Here is a 20770-nt window from a genome sequence, read left to right on the forward strand (position 1 = left end):
GTTAAGTTAATCAACAAACCTCACAGCTAAAAATAAAAAGGATGGAATCACTGGGAATACCAACGAAAGTTATTATGTCCGTTGCCGATACATTGCAGTATCCAGACGCCGCATTCTTTTGCTTTGCTGATCGCATCCTGGTCGGCGTGCATGCAGATGTAAATGGGTTGGAAGTATAGATGCTCGAATTCCGGTGTAGACTGGCGTAGTTGTTCTTCAAACTTCGGGAGCAGGTTCAAGTGTCCCATTTCAAAATATTGCACAACGGAGCCTATGAACAGTTCTGTTGTATTATAGGCCAGCATATCCAATTCCATGGATACACCTAGTCCGGAGGTACGATAGAACTTCTGGATAGAGGTAAATGCATTATGTTCCTCTCGGAGGTAATCGATCAAGTATTCTACTGCTTTGAGGGATGCAAAATCTTTCCAGTGGGAACTGAATATCCGCAATGTTTTATTGGTATCTGCTTCATATTCCTGGAGCACGTTCCGGAGCGTATTGACGGCTTCCTGGAATTCCATGGCATGAGACAAGTTGGTGAGCATGGATTCATAGTACTTACTATTAACGGGGAGTGCGTTTACGCCCGTTTCCATTTGTACTAGCAGGTGTTGGCATTCTGACTGAAGGTATGTTTGCCATTGCTGCATGACTGTCACATGTTCATTGTGCAATTGATGGATAGATTCGAGTATTTGGCTGAACCCTTGAAGTTGAGGGATAAATACTTCCGTAATCTTACGCATGGTTATTTTGATGAAGGGCCCTACACGAATGCAGGGCCTGGTTAAAAGAAATAAGTGAAATTAATCCTCTTTCAGTGGCACTATATTTACAATAGCCTGAAACAAGGTGTTGTTGTTGGGTTGTTCCATCAGACTGATAAAGGCTAATAGTCTTACCGTTTTGCCATCTTTCGTTTTGATATCTATGAAAGGTCTGACAATGGGCATGACATCGTCTAACCAGGTGGTGACTACGGTGTGTAGCCATTCTGCCAGGAAGTCGGAGCACATGAAAGTCCATGGTTTTCCAACAATTTCTTTGTATTTATAGCCGCAGATGCGTCGCATTTCACGGTTCATGTAGGAAAAATTCAAGTCTTTGTCTACGAAGAATACGCCTACTTCTGGTGGGGCATCTTCATCATCATCGTCACCGATGCGGGCTTTATAGTCCGCGATGATCTTCTCCGCACGAGCGCCAGCCCTTCTGTAAAGAACGTACATCAATACTGTCGTCAGTGAAACAAGGAGAGCAGCTATCCAAGCCAGTTCCAGTGTTAGCATTGTCTGGTACAGGCATAGCCCTACAATGGATAATAGCAGTACTATCAGGATAGTATTGAGCACTGCATGCTTATTGTTTTTCATGTTTAAAAATTTTTTGAGAGTTTAACAAACAAATTTTAATACCTAAAGCATACAGTCACATGGCCTCATTTGAATTATCTCCATCCAACTACGCAGGGAAGACGTGTGGATTGGATAATGTTTGTTGGTAATGGTTGTTCTGTATTTAGCTTATTGAAACGAATCATTTCAACAGGTTAAATATCCGAAGGAAAATTGAATCGAGTTGTCAATAACTAGTTATGCATTCGTTATCCTGAAGTTATACACTTGTTAATCAGTGATCATTAACATCTAATAAAGGTTTGTGTGTTGGTTCTACCAGCCACTCCGGACGCGGTGTTCCCTTTAGATAATAGTTGAAGAACTGCATCATTCTGGTGCTGAAATCGACCGCAGAGGGGCCGAATAGTCCGTGGTTGCCATCATTGTATTGGAGTAGCCACCCGGGCTTATGCAGGCGTCTTAAGGCGAGGAAGAAGGAGAGGATATTATTAAAGGGGCAGGTGCCATCGTTGGTGGTATGCATTAATAGCAGGGGTGTATTCATGTGATTGGCCGCGTAGATAGGGGAGCTATGGATATACTGCTCAGGGATATCCCATGGAGTGGCCTTCATACGGAATTGTCCGGATTCAAATTCATCTTGTTTGGCCATGCCATTCCATAGGATCGAGTTATATGCCATCATCCAGTCGGCTACACCAGAAGCGGAGCAGGCAGCGGCGAATTTATCAGAATGAGTCACCAAGTAATTGATCTGGATGGCGCCCCAACTGCAGCCTTGGATACCCATATGTTTGGCATCTACGTATGGTAGTTTTTCCAGGTATTCCGCGGCACCGATTACCGCATCGTAGGTGCCTTGCATAGGGTTGCCGGGTTGATAGTAGATATCCGGTGTAAATACGAGGTAACCTTGGCGGGTATACGTAGGGATATTGATATTACAACCATTGTTCAGCGTTTGGACGGGGAGATAGCTGTTGCATCCATCGGATTTACGTTCATAGATATGTACAATGATGGGGTATTTCCGGGAGCTGTCGAAGTCCCATGGCTTGTAGAGGATGCCTTGTCGTTGTTGCCCATCCAGCGAAGTGAAGGGGTGCAAGCTGGCGGTGTAGTTGCTATCCGGTGGGGTGAAAGTTAATTGTCGGAATGACTTGAAATCCTTTGTGAGGAAGAAGTTGGGTGGTTGGATAGCTGTTTGTCTCCTTACAATATATACCTCCGCGTCTTTGGCTTTTAGGGGCATGAAATTACTACCATCCGGCACATAGGGGTTGTTCATGATATCGTATTGTACATCACCCATGGTGAGTAGTTCGGGATCATGGCCTTGTTCATTTTTAATCCTGAAGAAACCGTTTTGCTTATTCTCCAGTTGGAAGGTGTTTAATATCAATGGGAATTGGATCACCCGTTGGGGTGATACCCCTTGAAAATCCTGTACATGGAAGAGGACATGGTGCCGAGCGCCGTAGCCATTGGTCAGGTTCACGGGCGCTGATTTTCCTTCCGGATCTACAGACCAGAGGTCATAGGTATCGTAGACGTATACACGCGTACCTGCGGCGTTCCATCCGGCTACGCCACGGGCGGTGTTATTGATATCGTCTCGGTAGATCCCTAGTAGAGAGGTGGGTATCTGCTGACTGATAAGGGTGATCGTTCCGGAGCCGATATGATAGCTGTAGCAGGCATTATCCCTAAAGAAGACCAGCCACTTTCCATCCGGGGAAATGCCCCTTTTAGCGATAGCCCCTGCCGCGATAGCCGGATCATCAATGACTTGCTTTTTCCCGGTTGTAAGGGCTGTAATCGTGAATTTTAGGCCATCATTATCCTTTTTCCAAGATAGCAAGGTGTCTCGCATGGTTCTCAGGATAAAGGAATTGCCTTCTCCCAGGTCGGTTTCGGTGCCTGTGTACAAATTAATCACCCCAGTGTTGGAGATATTATTCAGGTAGCTGGGTACCGTTTGCGGATTAGCGTAGGACCAGATTTGAGGGTTAGTGGTGCTGTTTGTGGTACTGGATTTTCGGGTGTAAATGGCATAGCCAGGTTGTTCTAAATACTGTACCACGGCTTTATCCGTCCAATCGTGGCATACCAACTTCGCAGTAGCAATACCGGGTGCATATGCCCAGAGGTCGTTGTTGACGGTGAAGGTCAGTTGCTGCTGCTTTTTATCGATTATAATATTTTTCGGGGTTTCGCCTTTCCAGATTTGTAGGTTTTTATTATCTTGTAGCCGTAAGGAATTATCCTGTTGAAGTATTAAGATATTTTTACCTCCCGGAAAATCGAGGCCCTGGCCAGACTGGATCTCATATTCAGTGCCAGTTTGCAAGTTAACAATCGAATGTGTGTTATCATTTTTAATTACTAATAACTCGGCGGATCCCCCCGCTTTGAAGCCTCGTATGCCTGTAAGATAGGTTGCTTTCTCTTTGTTTAAATCTATGATGGTGAGGGTATCACTGGTGGTGCTTACCAGGAAATCTTGTACAAATAGTGGAAAGCTAGTGGAGCGGAAAGTGAGGTTCCAGGGGGTGAGGAGGTGGTGAATGGAGTAGGTGTTTTGCGTGGTTTGGAGGAGGAGGTGGTGGCCAGAGGGGGAGAGGTTTTGTGGATGGGTGTAGTTGTAGGTGAATAGGAGTCCGAGGAGGAGAAGGAGTTGGCGCATGAGGGAGGGCTAATTAGTTGCGATATTGAGTCATAGAATATAGAAGGGGCTTATTGAATAGCGTTCAGTAGTCTTTATTTATACAAATAGAGGGGCGGCGGGATATCCAATACTCCAAAGACAGTAAACCATCTGTTACTAAGTAACCGTACTGAATAGGTTTGTTAAAAGTTATAATATGATGCTATTCCCGGGCAAAATTCAAACAAAGCGTACCCTATCTGTATAAAAATTTCTAATCAGTTCCCAAAAAATGAGCAACTGATAATATGAAAATATTACTAGGCACAAGTATATACAGTTATAGTGCAGGGACCTTGAGTTGGAGCTGTTGATAAATTTGTGATAACCCCTTGCTGTCCTGGTTGGGGAGCTGTTGTTAGAGTTAGGATAGTCTGAACTGTACATTTTCCATCAGGTCCCATTTTGTAAAAGATATTGGGAAATCTTGCAAATGCAGCGAGACTAACACTTGCAATAGCTACTACAGGGAGGGCTACCATTAAGAATGTGGCTTTTTTCATATTATTACTTATTTAAGGTTAATTTTTATTTTATGCGGATTCAAGTGTGTTAAAGCGTGTAATATTCATTTAGAAATGCTCTCCATTGAGTATTGTCGGAAGTTTTAACTTATTTAAATTTTGATAGTATAGGAGATCACCTGCTTTAGTACTAGCCAACCATGTAGACAGTTAATGGACAAGGATAAATAGTTTCAGTCAGAGTTATCATCGTCACAATTGGTGCTTGCCCAGGTTGAGGCGCTGTCGTTAGTGTCAACATGGTAAGAGCGTTACATCTTCCATCTGAGCCTGGCCTGTAAAAAGGATGTATTGTTCTTGCAAATTGAGCAAAAGCAGTACTCGCAACTGCAAGGACAGAAATAATTGCAATTAAGATATTGGTTCTTTTAATAATATGATTTTTTATGGTAATGTTAATCTTGATTTCACACTACGCCTAACGTGTATCTCTTCAATTTCCATGTAATATTTTCCTTTCAATTAATTGGAAATTTCCAACTGGATTAGTTTAAAAGTTATGAGATCGGTTTATGGTCTTCAGTCTGAATATATAAAGTTAAATACTGGTGCTGCAACGACAGTGTCAGTTGGGGGAAATTGAATGATATTTCAATAATATAGTCGAAATAGGAGGTTTATGTTATATCAAGGAGACTGAAAATTAAAAGTAGGGAAAGGAGTAAAGGTGGTTTACAAGAATATTAATAGAGGAATAGTATATCTACTTTCATACAGAACTTTTAAATGGCTGCTGGTGATCAATCTTAGAATAAAGAAATTAATAGTTTTATGAAGAAGTCAATTTTAGAGTATATTACTGGCTAGTTTTAGGGTAGCTTGATATGAGATATTACCATCTTTACGTGTAGCGCTGAGCCAGATTGTCGCAAGGCATGGGAAGCCAGCTAATCTTAGAGCGGATAATGGACGTGAATTTATCAGCTATCGCCTGCAGTAATGTTGCACTGAAAATGGAATTACCTAACAGTATATCGAATCTGATAGGCCAATGAAAAACGCCTATATCGAACGAAAGATTGGCAGTATGAGGCGAGAATTACTAAATGCCTACATCTTCCATCGACTTTCAGAGGTCTGGGCCGTTAGCGAACAATGGTGTATAGATTACAATACGGAAAGACCCATAAGGCTCTGGGATATCTATCGCAGTTGGCGTATGCGGATCTGCATAACGAAGTCTTAACAAATAATTGAATTCTCTAAAAACGGTGGTACTAAATAAAGGGGAGCCTACAACAACTGAAAAAAACTAATACTTTTCTGTTCATTATCTCGTTTTATAAGGCCTGTATTTCCTTTGAAAGAATATCTATTCTTATCACTTGAATACTTGTCGATAGATAAAAATATTTTTCTTTTTAGTCTAATTGCCAAATAAACTGCATGAACTGGAGCTCCCTTGTTACTATAATGATTTGATGAAGGGTTCACAGTATTTATGCTTTCAATATGAAATTACTTTCCAAATTGATAACAATCCACTAAATTAAATATTAGCTACTTGATTTGACAAAATAATACTAGGAGAATCACTTAAAAATCCGAACCTTTCAAAATTATTGTTGATCACTGATCCGCCTTTATCTCTCTTGATTCTGTATTTTTAGTATCATTAAGGGAAAAATTATATCATAACTGCAGGCTCTAATAATACTTACTATCAAATGTTGGTGAAAAGTTCGTTCTTCATATTGATTTAAATTTATTCAATCCAAAAATTACCAGTAGAAAATGTTTTCGCTGCACCACCAATGAGTACGCGCTCCTGGTGATTTAAACAATGCAAAAAGCCTTTTCGATCCGACAACTGTGCTGCCTTTAACTCGGTTTTGCCCAATCGTTCCGCCCAGTAGGGTATCAATGAGCAATGTGCAGATCCGGTTACTGGATCCTCAAATATAGAAGCCTGAGCAACAAAATAACGGGATACAAAATCGAAATCTATTCCGGGACTAGTAATGACCACCCCACCTGGATCAAGATTTAATTCATCAAAATATTTTCTGTCAATTTTAATATTTTCAATTTGTGCTTGGTTCTCATATACCAAAACATAATCACGGGCTTTCAATACCTGCACAGGTTGTACGCTCAATGATTTTTTTATATTGATAGGAAGTTTAGCAAGCTCAGGCTTTCTGGATGGGAAGTCTAAATAGAATTTTCCTTCAGCAAAAGTAACAGTAAGGGGGCCGCTCAATGTATTAAATTTAATAGGTTGTGGACGATTAAAGAAAGTTTTAAGAACGTGTGCTGTTGCAAGGGTTGCGTGACCACATAAGTCGATTTCGAATTCTGGTGTAAACCATCTCAATTCAATATCCTCTTCTCTCTGAATAAAAAAGGCCGTTTCAGGTACTCCCTGTTCGGCGGCAATTTTTCTAAGTACGTCATCAGGTAGCCAACTGTTCAATGGTACAACACATGCTGGGTTACCGCCAAACACAGCATGTGTAAAAGCGTCAATCTGGTAAAAAGTGAATTTCATAACGTAAATTATATTTTGGATATCCAAAAATAGTGGAAACTATGATATGACAAAATTAATCATTGTTTGTGCTCAGTTGAAGCAGTAAAATAGTTTTTGTACACTTTTTTTCTCGCTTTCTGTTCAGTATGAAATTTTGCTAATTCAATAATAATAATTACGATGATAAATGTAGTCATGGTGAGTGTTAATAATTGTAATGCAAGGTAAAGTCTATTCGAAGCTAGTCCAATAATGAAAATATTAGGATTAATGGGATACAGATACCACAATATTTTCGTAGCTCTTTCTTCACTATATCTAACAATATATTCAGCATATAATTGATTGAATGTTGCATTAGCAACAACACATGCTAATCCCCACCAAGCAATGTTTATACTTGGTTCTGCCTGAGTGCAACAAATTACAACCGAAACTATAAAAATCGGTTGCACAAGCCAATGACCAAGCCTGTCGATATACTCACCAAATGTAGATTCCTTCTTTGTTAATCTCGCTAGCGCACCATCACAACAATCGAGTATGTAGCTGCATAAAATCAGAACAATTGCCAAAATACGTACACCAACAGTTGTTTGAAAGGTCACAACACCTGCTGCTAAAAATGAACATATAATCCAGATCAGGGTTAGAATATTAGGACTAATCCCAGCTTTATATAAAAACTGGATCACTGGAGAGATAAGCATTCCGAAAATACTGTAAATTCCCATTCTTTGTTTAAACGTTTTACTAATAAGATCTATGTGCTTAGTTTCAAAATTGGCTTGCTCAAGCAAGGGTGCTGGTGGATTTTCAGAACTGCGGTTAAACCTAATTTTGGAAATCGGAATAGCATCTAAAACTAAATATTGCCCAGTCCACCTGTTTTCTAAGTGCATCCATTTTTTATGATTAAGCTTACCTTTTGAGCTAAAGTAAATAATCCCGGTTTTATTTAGATTCAGAATAATAATTAATTCTAATGGATTAATGAGCATGCCAAGTGTCGAACAGTGTGATTCTAAGATTGTTTCCTTATTAAACTTAGCTATTTCATTTGGTATTCCCCAATCTTTAAACGCAGCGGAGACACTATTGAGGGTAACAAAATCTCCCTGTAAGCGAATTGAGTAGCAGATTTGGCTAATCAATTGCTGATTCTGTAGGTTCATTCCTATTAGTGACAGATAGGTATCAATAAAAAGATTTAGCTGAGTTTCGTCAATTTTGTTATTACTGTATTCAGCTATTTTTGTTAAGATTTGATACCTAATATCATGTGTACTTATTGAATCGGTGGAAAAGTCTTTTTTGTCCATTTTAGTTAATTGAGAGTACAGAAAAATTGATAAGGAGAGCTTGAAGGATGCTATTTAATAATAAATATATATTAATGCACTGTATCTATATAACAGTCTTATAAAGTAAATTACTTACCTATGCTTTCATTAACCTCTAAACTCCTAATCATGAAACTATTTAAAGAAATACCCTCTCCTAGTGAACATATTGAAATAAGCAAAGCAAACAACGCTAAATGGTTCACCTGGTCAGACGAAATACTAAATAAGGGAAAGATAATTGAAAGTGAAGCGCAGAAATATGGCCCTCCGGATGAAATTGCATTCCAGACAATAGATAATGCAAGAACATATTCGGTTGATATAAAAAGAATAAATCCAGTGGCACTCAAACTCATTAAAGAAATTAGTGAGGCATTCAATAAATTAATGCTAAAAGATGAGCTGTTTTTTTTCGACAAAATTATAAGCGAGTATTTTTCTTCAGAGGCTTTCCGTTTTTTACTCTCTAGTATCAGGGCTGTTCTGTGTACAAGAAGAAGTGATAATATGGGCTCTTTGTATCCGCCACTTTCTACCGCGAAACCTAATAATACCTTTCCTATCCATTGCGATTTTTATATTCCAACGCAATTATGGAATATTTTTGATGAAGTTCCAGAAGGCAACCAAGGTACATCCTTATTGCTGCCGGTTGACGTTTTGTTAAATAAAGTTATCAAGTCGATTCCCAATTTTCCACAAGAAAAAGCAGCCCATGTGAAAAATCTTTTCAAAGATAAAGTTGTAAATAATGACCACGCCTATTATGATCTCTTTTCTACCTTGCACAATAAAGAAAATTGGTGGGTAAATGATATAAGTAGGGAGATAGATAAATATGTTATCACACTGAAATTAAATAGAGGCCAAGGCTATATGGTTAATGATAGAAAGTGGTTACATGGGCGTGGGTATACAGCTGATGAGGTGACTATAAAAAGACTACACAGGTTACTCTTTTAGAGTCTATAAACGAAAAAATAGTCCCCCAAATGAATACCATTAGCTACAAGATTTCATCGAGTCCTCCAAAAATCTCAATACAGATCGAGAATTCTGTAAGCAAATTAATAAAAAACTCGCCACTCCAAAGTTTAACAATTTTAGACTCGCCAACCAGCTTGCGAGCAAGGGCTTTCAGTAAAAGACTTCACGTCCGAAACGATAAAATAATTTTGAAAAACTATTTGGAAACTTAAATAAATTATTCAAAAATAAATGCTTGTCTGACAGTCCATCTTGTCGGCTTTCCCAAATTTCGGCCATCGGATTTAAAGATAAACTGTAAGGCAAAATATGGAGGTATGGAAGTAAGTAATGTAGGGAAAATACGCGACCTGTAGAAGGAAAATGTTAAGTTTAAGAAGATGTTCGCCGAAATGAGCCTGGAGAACCGGGCCTTGAAGAATCTGATAGAAAAAAGCTCTGACACCGCAGGAAAAAGGGAAGCTGTTGTTTATTTAACAACTGAAAAACAGCTAAGAAACTGCAAAACGTTCAAGCCTGATAGGTATCTCCCTCACTACTTGTCTGTATAATTCAAAATCTAAAGATGATAGAGAATTACAAGATGCTTTATCTCAATTAACGGGTAAGCATGCTGCCATAGCCTTTTGGCAATACTGTTACAGGTTGTGGAATAAAGGCTTTAAATAGAACCATAAAATGATCTTTCGGGTGTATACAGCCATGAAGCTGAATATTCGTAGAAGAGGTAAGAAACAACTGTCTGAACAGGTTAAATAGCCGCTAGTCGTTCCGACAGCACCTAATCAGGCCTGGAGTGTTGATTTTATGAGTGATAGCCTGGCTGATGGCAGGCAATTCCGGTTATTGAATATAATTGATGACTTTAATCGTGAATCACTGGTGATAGAGGTAGGTACGTCATTACCATCTTTATGTATAATCAGAGCGTGCTGAGCCAGATTGTCGCAAGGTGTGGGAAGCCGGCTAATCTTAGAGCGGATAATGGACGTGAATTTATCAGCTATCCCCTGCAGTAATGTTGCACTGAAAATGGAATTACCTTACAGTATATCGAATCTGATAGGCCAATGCAAAATGCCTATATCGAACGAAAGATTGGTAGTATGAGGTGAGAATTACTAAATGCCTTCATCTTCCATCGACTTTCAGAGGTGAGGGCCATTAGCGAACAATGGTGTATAGATTACAATACGGAAAGACCCATAAGGCTCTGGGATATCTATCGCCGTTGGCGTATGCGGATCTGCATAACGAAGTCTTAACAAATAATTGAATCCTCTAAAAGCGGTGGTACTACTAATTAAAGGGAGCCTATACTTCCATACTTCCATCTGATTCCATTCGGAAAAATGGTTGGTAATGCCTTGCAAATAATGCAAGTGGAATACCTGCAGTTGCAATAGGATTGTTACAAGCCAACTAAATTTATAGAATATCATATTTCTATAATACGATTAGAGTTATTTAAAATAAAAAATAAAGCTTGCCATAACAAACCTATGCATAGTTGTACTCTGCACATCTTCGACGAAATTTGGTCCAATAGTGCGTTGGATATTATTATTTATGTCTAATAAATTAAAACCATATACCTTGATTTCTGCTTTGGACTTAATGATTTTCTTAGTAATGAATGCGGAGAGTAAATCTATGGGGTGATTGAACCCGGTTTGCAGATTATTTGTAACACTTCTATTATATTTGGCATTTATGGATAGTCCCCAGGGTAATTCAGCTGATATGTTAAGATTGAAGATGTAGAAGGTCGCACTATTGTTTGATTGATTAGTAAAATAATAAACTGTATTTGTATGATTTACTGAAAAGCCGCTGATTATTTCAAATTTTTTATTATAGTTGTAGTAGATGTTCGCCGCTCCAAAAATATTTGTAGTACCTGTTTTTCCAAAGTCATTTTGTGCAATTATTGGGTTGACTACTTTTTCCGCTGTCGCTGATAAAGTGTAACGAAATTTTCTGTTTGGAGTAGAGTTGGAATAATATGAGTTAACAGAAAAACTTTTTGACCCATTTATATTTATAAATTGATTAATCTGCCGGCCTAGAGTATCAATTGTTAGTGAATTTGTTATTTTATCCTTTATGAACCCATAGTTAAACATGATTATAAAAGAGGATGGTTTTTGGGGATTGAGGCGTTCATAAGTCAGATTTATTTTTGTGTCTAGTTCATTTTTAAGATTTTTATTAGAAAGTTGTAGTGAAATTGGGTTACCATAATCCGGTATGGAGAATAGTTGTGGTTCGCTTGGGGGGGTAATTGTTGAAATGGAAGTAAGGCGAATTTTGTTTGAGCTATTAATTTTGTAAGTAAAACTGGAAAAAGGATAAATATTTGTAGAATTCCTTTTTATTGAAGGAAATTTATCACCTCTCAAATATTGTGAAATAGTAAAAAAATTAAAAGTAATGTTAAACTCTACAGTTGAATTGGATTTTGATACTCCAAATCCAGCATAATTCGTAGTGTTTGTTGTCAGTTGGTGAATACTTAACGAATCTATTGGAATTATATATTGTTTATGCGTTGTGTCAAAATCGAAAACTTGGTTGTCGGAAGTAGTATTAAGCACAGATAGCAAATATATAGTGTTTAATGAATAATTATTTGATAGATTTATCCTACTCGTTGTGACGAGCCCAATTGTTTTGAAATTATTTCTTGAGTTGTTTTGTCTGTTTAAATCTTGCCCTCCAATGGGCCTACCGTCACTGTATTTTAGGCTGGTTTGGTAATCATTGGTTCCTGTTGCATCGCTATTGTCAAAACTTAAACGAAGATCTATTTTGCCACGAGATTTCCTGAGTTTTCTTGTCAAAAGAGTAGATAAATTTAGAATGCTATTTGATTGAGAGTACGAACTTTTATTAGCCCCGAGAATTGTAGAAGAATCCAATCCACTGAAATTGTTAAAACTGTTAAAAGTAGTAGTGGTATTATTCTCTTTTGATAGTTTGATAATTTGAGTGACTGATATAAAAGAATCAATTTTGTAATCTATCTTAGCATTTGTTTTAAACGAGTTGGTTAAATCGTCAGAGTTTTTAGTTTGCTCTATTTTATTTCTGTACCCTGAAAGTTGAATTGATTTTTGAGAATTGGTACTGTTTTGAGTAGATTGTATATTTTCAATTCCATTGAAAGAAATATTCAAAAATTGAGATAGAGAGTTATTAATATTTAGTCCATAGTTCTGGATGGTGGATAGACCCATAGGGGAATTGTTGCTCTCTTCAGAAAGTTTACTTATGTTATTCAATGATAGTATTCCGCTGAATTGAGAATTGTTTGAAAACTTATTTAGGTTACTATTTATTGAGTAGTATTTTTCTGTTCCTTTTCCTGCACTTAATTTTCCGACTATTTTATTTTTTTTTGATGATTTTAATTTGATGTTTAATATGTTTTTCTTTTTATTCATATCCTCAATAGAGGTGGTTTCTGATAAGTCAATATCTCTTTGAAAAAGTTGTATTTTGTCAATAATGTCACCACTAAGGTTTTTTAAAGCTAAAGCAATATTGCTATCAAAATACTGTTTGCCATCTATTGTAAGCAGATCAATTTTCTCCCCATTATAACTTAATGTGCCATCAGCCGAGATTGACATTCCTGGTATTTTTTTTAATAATTCATTTAATTGGTCATTTTCACTAGCGGAAAAAAGGGAAGGTTTTATTTCTATAGTGTCATTTTTTACTTTTATTGGAGGTTGGTCTATAGATATGGTAATCCCCTGTAATGCTATTCCTACGGGATGTAATAGTATTACAATTGGATTGTTGTTCAGTGGTAATTTTCCTGCCTGAATGACAATGCGACTGGATTTATATCCAAGAGATGTAATAGAGAGGATACATCTTCCTGGAGTTAGAGAGATTCGGAAGCTTCCATCCGAATTAGTTATGGTAGATGCTGAAGGATGATTAATAGAATCTAACAGAATAAGACTTGCTCCAGGAATTGGATCTCTTGATATAGAATCAATTAATATTCCTGATAATGTGTCTTTTTTAAAGATTTGGGCAAAAGCGTCTCCCGAGGTATTTAATATTAAAATGAGGATTGCTACACAGAAAAAAGAATGTAACCATTTTTTATACTTTCTCATTCTAAACAGGGTTGATGGTTATTCCGAATAAGCTTATTATTTTTGGGATTTTTGATACCCTTAATATAAATGGTTTTATTCTTTTAGGAGAAGGTGAAAGTTTCCTTTTTAATGTAGCTATATTGACCGAGTATTAATTAATAATCGGTTGCCCATTATTGGGCAACCGATTACATAAACTACAATCAATTAGTAGTGTAAACTGTAATTGTGCAAGGTGCTTCCGTGCGTGTAGTTGATAAATTAGTAACTACACCTTGTTGGTTAGGTTGAGGTGCAGTAGTCAGAGTTAAAAGAGTGGAAACGGTACAATTTCCAAACACATCTGGTTTGTAGAAAAGGTGAGGGATTTTTGCGAATGCAGCAAGAGCAGAACTTGCAACAGCAATAACACCAACAGCAGCCAGTAATAATTTCGCTTTTTTCATAATTTTAAATGCTTTTAAAATAAAAGCTAAATTTGAGATTAATATTATGCCTTCACTTACATAATACCCGCTGGAGGAAGGCTTTTCCTTCGAGTACATCCGGATATCTTATGATTGAATAATTTGAATTTTTATCTGAGATAATATCAAGGGTTATTTTTCAATAATTTGATTGTATAAAGATAAATGATGGCACTGCAGCTATATTATCAGTTATGTCGAAATAATAAATTTTATTTGTTAAAATGATGTTATAAGAACTATTTTTAAATATGAAAGTTTAGGTATCTCTAATGCTTGAATTTCATATTTGTACTAGACCATCCATCCAATTCGAAAATTGGATGGATGGTTTGTTTTTCAATATTGATATATCGTTTTAATAGAGTAAGAATTCCACCATTCCCATTCATTAGGTCTGCTGATACATTTTTAGCCGCATCATTATACCAAATGCTTAATGGAAAATCATTTTGTAATAAATATAGGTAGTTAATTATTTCAGTTGTTTTGCATAGCCATTCAGTATCTTGAAGAGTATGATAAGCATCTAGGAATACATGCCCAATCCCAGCCAATCCATCTGCGTAGTTTAAGATTGCTCTGCTACTCCACATATGCACATCTTGCATTATGTCGATAAATGCAGTTTTGTACGTGGGGTTATTCAAAGTGGAGTATGCTTTTAATAATGTGAATGCTATTCCCGATTTTCCATTAATAAATGACCGGTTGTTTTTTTGGTGTAATCTTTGCATTAAAGATTTAATACATGTTTGAATAGTCGATTCAATATTTTTGTCCTTGGTATAGTTGTAATACATGATTAAGAATAAGGTAATTCCTGATAATCCATTGGAAATTGATAGATCTAAATTGATTGAATTGTTTGATTTTAATAAGAAACTTTTTGTTTGTTCAATTATTTTGGATAACTCTTGATCGATACTATTGTTTGTCAAGTATTTTTTAGCATGTAATAGAGAAATACCAAGTCCAGATGATCCGTTGGATATTCCAAAATTTATTGCTTTGTTTTGTAGCGTTTTTGTGTAGAATTCTCCTAATTGTTCGGGGGAAATGAAGCCTAGTTTAGTTGCATAATATAAAGCCATGAAAATTCCATAAGATCCATTAAATAGCCCAATGGGTAGTTCGCTGCTATTGTTAGTAAGATTTACTAAGTAATCAATGTTTGTTTTAATACATTTGTAGTTGTCCTCATCTTTTTCAATTTCTTCTTTTGTTATATTGGATAGTTGGCTAATAACAATTCCTGATATTCCTGAGGATAGCCACGGTGATATAATTCGTTGCATTTGAGGTGTTGGCGAATTTATATTGCTCTGGTAGGGAAGAGACGTCCATATACTGTTTGCAGTAAATGGATTATGATTTAGACTCGATATAGCTTTTTGAATGCTTTCTGTTAAGTTTTTGTTCTCAACAGTACTTATTTTAGAATCTGTATTAGATTTCGTAATATTAATAGTTATATACTCTAAAGTTAATGCAATCTTTGAGGCATTAGGTCTATTATTATTATTCACACTCAAGCAGCTAATAATGAGATTTGTAATTTCGATTGATTGTGTCAGGTAGAGTAACCGTTTTTGTAAAATTGCTTCATTTTCTGATATCACGAAACTTGGGAAAATTCCTGTTGTTACATGTATAATAAGCGCACCTAATGAATAAATATCCTCGTAGATCACAGGATTATTTTCATTGAATGGATCCCTATATCCTGGAGTATTTCCCATGAAAGATGATTGTGATCCAATTGGGTCGTTTAGATTATAACTAAGGCCAAAATCGATTATTTTTATTTTGTTGATTGTATGTATCAGAATATTTGTCGGAGATATGTCCCTATGGATAATACCTTTATTATGCATTTCTGCGATTGTTTGGGCTGCATTTGAAAGTATAGTTAATAATTGTATTTTTACATCCCTTTCCAGTTTAATCCAAGAGTGCTTTTGATATGTTTTATTTAATATTTCAATCAAGGGTTTTCCATTTAGGAATTCAACCACAATGTATGATTTTAGGTCTTCTTGCACCAATTCATATGCTTCTCCAAAAGCATCATTGTTGCCAAGAGTTTTGATAATATTATATTGCCAATTAATGTTGTCGGCAGCATCTTTATTGTTTATGTTCAATAAATCGCCTTTAAATCCTTCTTTAATAATACATTTTTTGATGCAATACCACTTTTTAATGAAGAAACCTTGATACACATTACCATTAATATTCTTTTTTATTTCCCTAGTTATTAAAGTTTGGTTGCTAATATTTTTTTTTATTTTTTCAGGTATTGTCGCAGGGGGGAAAATAGAAGGGTAGTGCTTAAGTGACTTTTGGTAATCCTCCTCCTGATTTATTTTCAGAGTACCACCGTTCGGTAATATGGCGACTCTATCTATCATTCCATTTACCCCCAATGTATAAACTTGATTGAAATATCCTAATACAATATGTAGATTATTGAATAGGTGCAATGTGTTTGGAATCCGAGTGAATCTCATATCCGAAACTATCGATTTGATATTTTCGATTACGGATTGGCATATTATTTCTGAATCCGGGTAGATGGTTATAACCCGATTAAATATTTCTGGAAATTGACCTGATAGAATATTGAATGCCTGAGATCTAGTTGCCGGCATCTCAAATGCAACTTTTAAATTTATAAGAATGGGTGGTATTTGTTGAATTAGGATTTCTAATTCATTTTGATTAGAAGAAAGCACTAATGTCCATCCGTATCCTACTTCAGACGATCCGACTTTTAAAGTATGACCATTAGCCTGATATGGCGTATTAAATTTTTGGATATACTGTTCGTAATTTTCAATATTAGTATTTTGCTGGATATCAATGCGATTGAATTGTGTGCTCATACCTTCTGATGTGATAGAATCAATGATATTAATGATGTATTTATTATAACCGTAATAGGAGTTATTATGAAGGAATGATGATATCCTTCATAACTTGGTATTGAGTAGTTTGATTGAAGATTTCTTTTAGCTTCAAATTTTCATTAATTGTCTCCGACACAGTATTGAACACAGCTGTCTGTTGTTGGTATGGTGGCAATCTCGTATGGTTCCCCTACTGAAATGTCTGTTGTAGTTAAGAATAAAAGAGTGGTGATTGTACATGCTTGCTGATGTACGAATGGTCTGTAATATTTACGAGGAGTTCTTGCTTTTGATGCTAATACTGCAGCAGAAAAAAGTACCATTATACCTATTAGTGAAATTTTTTGGGCTGTTTTCATTGTATTTGATTTTATTGGTAAGAACTTTGGATATGTGAATATTTGAATGGCAGAGTATATTCAATTTATATATTGGCAAGGTATTAATAGATGCTGTATTGTCATCGCAGTAGTTGCATTTGTATTTTGTAGTGAAATTTATGTATGTATTCTTAGTTTTAAGGTGCCGATTTTTATTAGGTAAATAAATAAGTTTATTAATTGATCGGATTGTGGCCCTGGTGAAATGTTTTTTTACTCAGGAAGAATGTTTGAGTTTAGAATGGAGATATTATAATGTTTCATAAATTTCCTAAATGAAGTAGATTTTTTTAAATTTGATAATTTTTACATTACTATCAGTTGTGGCTATATAAATGAACTCACCATTACTTCAATTTTATGGTAAGAAACATTCTTCCTACCTTACTGTTGAAGTAATGGTGAGTTCGCTTTAATAGTTGGATTTGGATATCTGGTTGCCTAGGTTATTTTATGGCATCATCCAATCTGGTGGTTCTTGATTTTTTAAATAATAGTTGAAAAATTGATTCATCTTTTTACTGAAATCCAGGCCTGATTCCCCCCATACACCATGGCTTCCATCAGTGTATTCCAGTAACCAAACTGGTTTTTTTTCATTCTTTAGTGCAGTGAAAAATTGAATGATGTCAAATATTGGCATTCTACCATCTTTATCTGTGTGCATAAGCAATAGGGGGGTTTGTACCTGGTTTCCATATAATATTGCCGAATTCCTTATGTAGATATCTTTATCCTCATAGAGTTCTTTCTCGAATCGCATTCCTGTTGTGAAATAATTATAGTATGGATCGTACGTGTTGGCATCATGATAGTTTAAGATGCTAACAGGATTCGCCATTCCTGATGCAGAGCATGCAGCCGCAAATTTTTTTATTTGAGTGATAATGAAGTTGACTTCTACTGCTCCCTGACTGCACCCTTGTATCCCGAGCCTACTGGTATCGATATATATTTTCTTACTTAAAGCCATGATTGACTGATTGATATTTTTGGCTACTCCTTGTAGAGGATCCCCTTTCTGAATATAGGCATCGGGACAAAATACCAAAAAACCATTGCTAACATAATAAGGTATGTTTATTGCACAGCCATTATTGAGGTTACTTGGTACTAAAGAAGCGTTTAATGCATTACTAAATTGATCATATACATAGAATAGTACAGGATATTTTCGGGTGGAATCAAAATCTTCTGGTTTGTAAAGTATTCCCTGACGATAGATTCCTGGCTTAACCTCCCAATTTACCAATTCTGATGTTAGCCAATTGAATTTGTATTCAGGGGCAAGTTTGCTTATCTCTGAAAATGTTTTTAAGTCTGCTGTAAAAACAATATTTCTTGTTTTGCTTGCGGTGGACCTACCTAGTATATATGCTTCGGCATATTTAGCTTTAATAGGAGGTAAATAATTACCCGTAGATGTGATAAGAAGAGAGAGCTCATCTGTTACAGATGGGAAATGGTAATAAAAAGGTCCCATAGATAACTCTTTTGGATCTTGATTGCGTTTATTGGATAGGACATAGAAACCATTATTTTTACTAGATTGATTTAATGCATATAGTATACTATCGGAGGATAGATTAATGATTTGATTTTCATTTTGAAATCTAAATTTTATCTGTGATTTTTCACCAAATCCATTTGTTAAATTAACTGGGTTGTCGGTAGTTTCTTTTGTGACCATCCAAATGTCATATTTGGTATATATAAATGCGGTATCTCCTGATGGTGACCATCCTGCCATATTCGGAAGATATTTAAATGGAATATCAGGATCATTATTGTCGATATTGAATGGGATATTAATGTTCAATTTTTCATTTTCTTTCAAATTATGAAATGAAAATTTGGTTCTATCTCTATTAGCTGATATTAGGTATGACCCATTAGGTGATAAGGATTGGAATCCACCAAAGGGAAAATCAATCGTATCCTTAGTTCCATCGTAAAGTGAAACGGAAATTGATGTAATGCTATCTTTATATCTGTACATATTATCGAGGTAAGTTAGCTTGGGAAAAGAATACATAATTGCTTTTCCGCTTGATATGCCATGTTTACCTGTCATTTGGTTTACAGCGAGCATGCTATTTTCAGATCCAATTATCCTTATCTTGTTCGTTTTTAGGTTGAGTGTTGAAAGTAAAGCCTTTGTCAATAGTTGGCCTTCTCCTGTATTAGGTTTTAAGTGACGATCTGTATACTTCCATATTATTCCGGAACTACCTGCTTTATTTGAATTTCTGACGGCGGTATATCTGTCGGCAAAAAAATACAGAATGTTATCATCTGAGGTAAGTCCCCAGAAGTAAGAGGAGATGATGGAGGTGGAATCTATTGCTCCCAAAATGTCATTATTCAAAATTACCTTAGAATTTCTTGATTTTATGTCGTAGGAGTAGATACTTACATTTGTTTGGTTTTTATTTCCATTTTGTTTGTACGAAACTCTTATGTAATACTTTTTATTTATTTCTGAATGCAAATATTCGGTTATTATAGAACTTTTTGTGGGAATTGTGACGATTGTATCAATTTTTTTGTTGGCAAGGTTTAAAATTCCTATTTTTTTTGAGTCTCCAATAGTTAATGTTACGAGGAATGTGTTTGGGATATCAAGTGTTTTACATTCAGTCATTTTATTATAAGCAGTTTCATTTTCATTGTCCAGATTATGAAATTTCATGGACTGGTTATTATTGTCTTTGTATATAAGCCACTTGGCTATATCCTTTTGATTGAAGGAAGTGTATCCAACTATAGGAGCCTTTCCCAGGAATATTCTCCCGGTGGATGTACCTAACTTTAATAATTGCAGTGTATCTCCATCTGATAAAATTGCATAAGATTCGTTTTTTGTTTTGATTAGAATCGCAGTCTTATATTTCTGTGATTCAAATTTCCAATCCCCTTTTGTTGCCTGTATTATTAGTGTATTCTGTCCTATGGGTACATTGTATTCTGTATACCACACATATTCCCCATCATCACTAATCGCATTAGAGGTATACATTGCAGATGGCCAATTTTGGTAGGATTCATCATTAAGTGGTGGTTTGTGTTGTGAGTATACTTGAATTGAAAGTGTGCATAATATTGCTATATATCTGATGATATAATACAGTCTTTTGCGATTGGGGGATTTTGAACAGAAATTTGATCTCATTTAGTATTGATTTAAAATGTAGTTGGTTTTTGGAATATTAACTTGAAGATAAAGGAATATCATATTGGTAAATTTCTGTTGCGGGTTATTCATATGTTAATCTGTTTGTCCTATGGATGAATGCGTTACAAACCAAATTTAAGTTATCTGCAATGTGAATTATTCGCAGTGGAGACTTTTGGGCACTGTTTTCTTATGTAATATGTTCGATAACCTCGTTCTCATCTATTTGGTTAATACATTGTTAAGCTAATAGTACTGTTTTTAGGTTTTCTAGTTCGTTATTGGAAAGTATAATGACTGCATAATCCTAAAAGCAT

At 35.9% G+C, this 20770-nt stretch carries 13 protein-coding genes; 2 read left to right on the top strand and 11 right to left on the bottom strand.

Annotated features, from left to right (window positions below; all coding sequences use genetic code 11):
* Positions 1 to 47: 47 nt before the first annotated feature.
* The 3 genes from JO154_RS13460 to JO154_RS13470 all read right to left on the bottom strand — a co-directional run bounded on the left by JO154_RS13460 (position 48) and on the right by JO154_RS13470 (position 4050).
* Complete coding sequence (locus JO154_RS13460) at positions 48 to 752, bottom strand: hypothetical protein (RefSeq protein WP_291946273.1); 705 nt, start codon at positions 750 to 752, stop codon at positions 48 to 50.
* A gap of 60 nt (positions 753 to 812) precedes the next feature.
* On the bottom strand, positions 813 to 1379 hold the full coding sequence (locus JO154_RS13465) for a PAS domain S-box protein (protein ID WP_291946275.1): 567 nt from the start codon (positions 1377 to 1379) through the stop codon (positions 813 to 815).
* A 256-nt stretch (positions 1380 to 1635) separates the two neighbouring features.
* The gene (locus JO154_RS13470) at positions 1636 to 4050 is read right to left on the bottom strand and encodes a prolyl oligopeptidase family serine peptidase (RefSeq protein WP_291946277.1); all 2415 of its coding nucleotides are present in this window, start codon (positions 4048 to 4050) and stop codon (positions 1636 to 1638) included.
* 1518 nt (positions 4051 to 5568) lie between these two features.
* On the opposite strand from JO154_RS13470, the gene JO154_RS26515 reads away from it, so the two are divergent.
* Positions 5569 to 5781, top strand: a complete 213-nt coding sequence (locus tag JO154_RS26515) for an integrase core domain-containing protein (RefSeq protein WP_366935586.1) — start codon at positions 5569 to 5571, stop codon at positions 5779 to 5781.
* Positions 5782 to 6300: 519 nt separating this feature from the next.
* Here the strand turns inward: JO154_RS26515 and JO154_RS13475 are convergent.
* Entirely contained in the window at positions 6301 to 7086 is a 786-nt protein-coding gene (locus JO154_RS13475; RefSeq protein WP_291946279.1) for a PhzF family phenazine biosynthesis protein, read from the bottom strand.
* Between the two features lie 59 nt (positions 7087 to 7145).
* The gene (locus tag JO154_RS13480; protein ID WP_291946281.1) at positions 7146 to 8390 is read right to left on the bottom strand and encodes a CDP-alcohol phosphatidyltransferase family protein; all 1245 of its coding nucleotides are present in this window, start codon (positions 8388 to 8390) and stop codon (positions 7146 to 7148) included.
* Positions 8391 to 8540: 150 nt separating this feature from the next.
* On the opposite strand from JO154_RS13480, the gene JO154_RS13485 reads away from it, so the two are divergent.
* Complete coding sequence (locus tag JO154_RS13485) at positions 8541 to 9377, top strand: hypothetical protein (protein ID WP_291946283.1); 837 nt, start codon at positions 8541 to 8543, stop codon at positions 9375 to 9377.
* A 1172-nt stretch (positions 9378 to 10549) separates the two neighbouring features.
* Here JO154_RS13485 and JO154_RS13490 read toward each other — a convergent pair.
* The 6 genes from JO154_RS13490 to JO154_RS13515 all read right to left on the bottom strand — a co-directional run bounded on the left by JO154_RS13490 (position 10550) and on the right by JO154_RS13515 (position 20450).
* Positions 10550 to 10843 (bottom strand): hypothetical protein, encoded by a 294-nt coding sequence (locus JO154_RS13490; protein ID WP_291946285.1) that lies wholly within the window; start codon positions 10841 to 10843, stop codon positions 10550 to 10552.
* 21 nt (positions 10844 to 10864) lie between these two features.
* Positions 10865 to 13537: a TonB-dependent receptor gene (locus JO154_RS13495; RefSeq protein WP_291946287.1), complete on the bottom strand. Its 2673-nt coding sequence runs from the start codon at positions 13535 to 13537 to the stop codon at positions 10865 to 10867.
* A 185-nt stretch (positions 13538 to 13722) separates the two neighbouring features.
* Positions 13723 to 14064: a hypothetical protein gene (locus tag JO154_RS13500; RefSeq protein WP_291946288.1), complete on the bottom strand. Its 342-nt coding sequence runs from the start codon at positions 14062 to 14064 to the stop codon at positions 13723 to 13725.
* A 191-nt stretch (positions 14065 to 14255) separates the two neighbouring features.
* Entirely contained in the window at positions 14256 to 16874 is a 2619-nt protein-coding gene (locus JO154_RS13505; protein WP_291946290.1) for a lanthionine synthetase LanC family protein, read from the bottom strand.
* Between the two features lie 143 nt (positions 16875 to 17017).
* Complete coding sequence (locus JO154_RS13510; protein ID WP_291946291.1) at positions 17018 to 17257, bottom strand: hypothetical protein; 240 nt, start codon at positions 17255 to 17257, stop codon at positions 17018 to 17020.
* Positions 17258 to 17729: 472 nt separating this feature from the next.
* On the bottom strand, positions 17730 to 20450 hold the full coding sequence (locus tag JO154_RS13515) for a prolyl oligopeptidase family serine peptidase (protein WP_291946293.1): 2721 nt from the start codon (positions 20448 to 20450) through the stop codon (positions 17730 to 17732).
* Positions 20451 to 20770: the final 320 nt, after the last annotated feature.

The sequence above is a fragment of the Chitinophaga sp. genome (assembly GCF_019236475.1).
Taxonomy (GTDB): Bacteria; Bacteroidota; Bacteroidia; order Chitinophagales; family Chitinophagaceae; genus Chitinophaga.

What these genes read in the sequence shown, in the direction of transcription:
- JO154_RS13460 (WP_291946273.1), bottom strand. Translation starts at nt 752, where the DNA reads ATGCGTAAGATTACGGAAGTATTTATCCCTCAACTTCAAGGGTTCAGC.
- JO154_RS13465 (WP_291946275.1), bottom strand. Translation starts at nt 1,379, where the DNA reads ATGAAAAACAATAAGCATGCAGTGCTCAATACTATCCTGATAGTACTG.
- JO154_RS13470 (WP_291946277.1), bottom strand. Translation starts at nt 4,050, where the DNA reads ATGCGCCAACTCCTTCTCCTCCTCGGACTCCTATTCACCTACAACTAC.
- JO154_RS13475 (WP_291946279.1), bottom strand. Translation starts at nt 7,086, where the DNA reads ATGAAATTCACTTTTTACCAGATTGACGCTTTTACACATGCTGTGTTT.
- JO154_RS13480 (WP_291946281.1), bottom strand. Translation starts at nt 8,390, where the DNA reads ATGGACAAAAAAGACTTTTCCACCGATTCAATAAGTACACATGATATT.
- JO154_RS13485 (WP_291946283.1), top strand. Translation starts at nt 8,541, where the DNA reads ATGAAACTATTTAAAGAAATACCCTCTCCTAGTGAACATATTGAAATA.
- JO154_RS13490 (WP_291946285.1), bottom strand. Translation starts at nt 10,843, where the DNA reads ATGATATTCTATAAATTTAGTTGGCTTGTAACAATCCTATTGCAACTG.
- JO154_RS13495 (WP_291946287.1), bottom strand. Translation starts at nt 13,537, where the DNA reads ATGAGAAAGTATAAAAAATGGTTACATTCTTTTTTCTGTGTAGCAATC.
- JO154_RS13500 (WP_291946288.1), bottom strand. Translation starts at nt 14,064, where the DNA reads ATGTACTCGAAGGAAAAGCCTTCCTCCAGCGGGTATTATGTAAGTGAA.
- JO154_RS13505 (WP_291946290.1), bottom strand. Translation starts at nt 16,874, where the DNA reads ATGAGCACACAATTCAATCGCATTGATATCCAGCAAAATACTAATATT.
- JO154_RS13510 (WP_291946291.1), bottom strand. Translation starts at nt 17,257, where the DNA reads ATGAAAACAGCCCAAAAAATTTCACTAATAGGTATAATGGTACTTTTT.
- JO154_RS13515 (WP_291946293.1), bottom strand. Translation starts at nt 20,450, where the DNA reads ATGAGATCAAATTTCTGTTCAAAATCCCCCAATCGCAAAAGACTGTAT.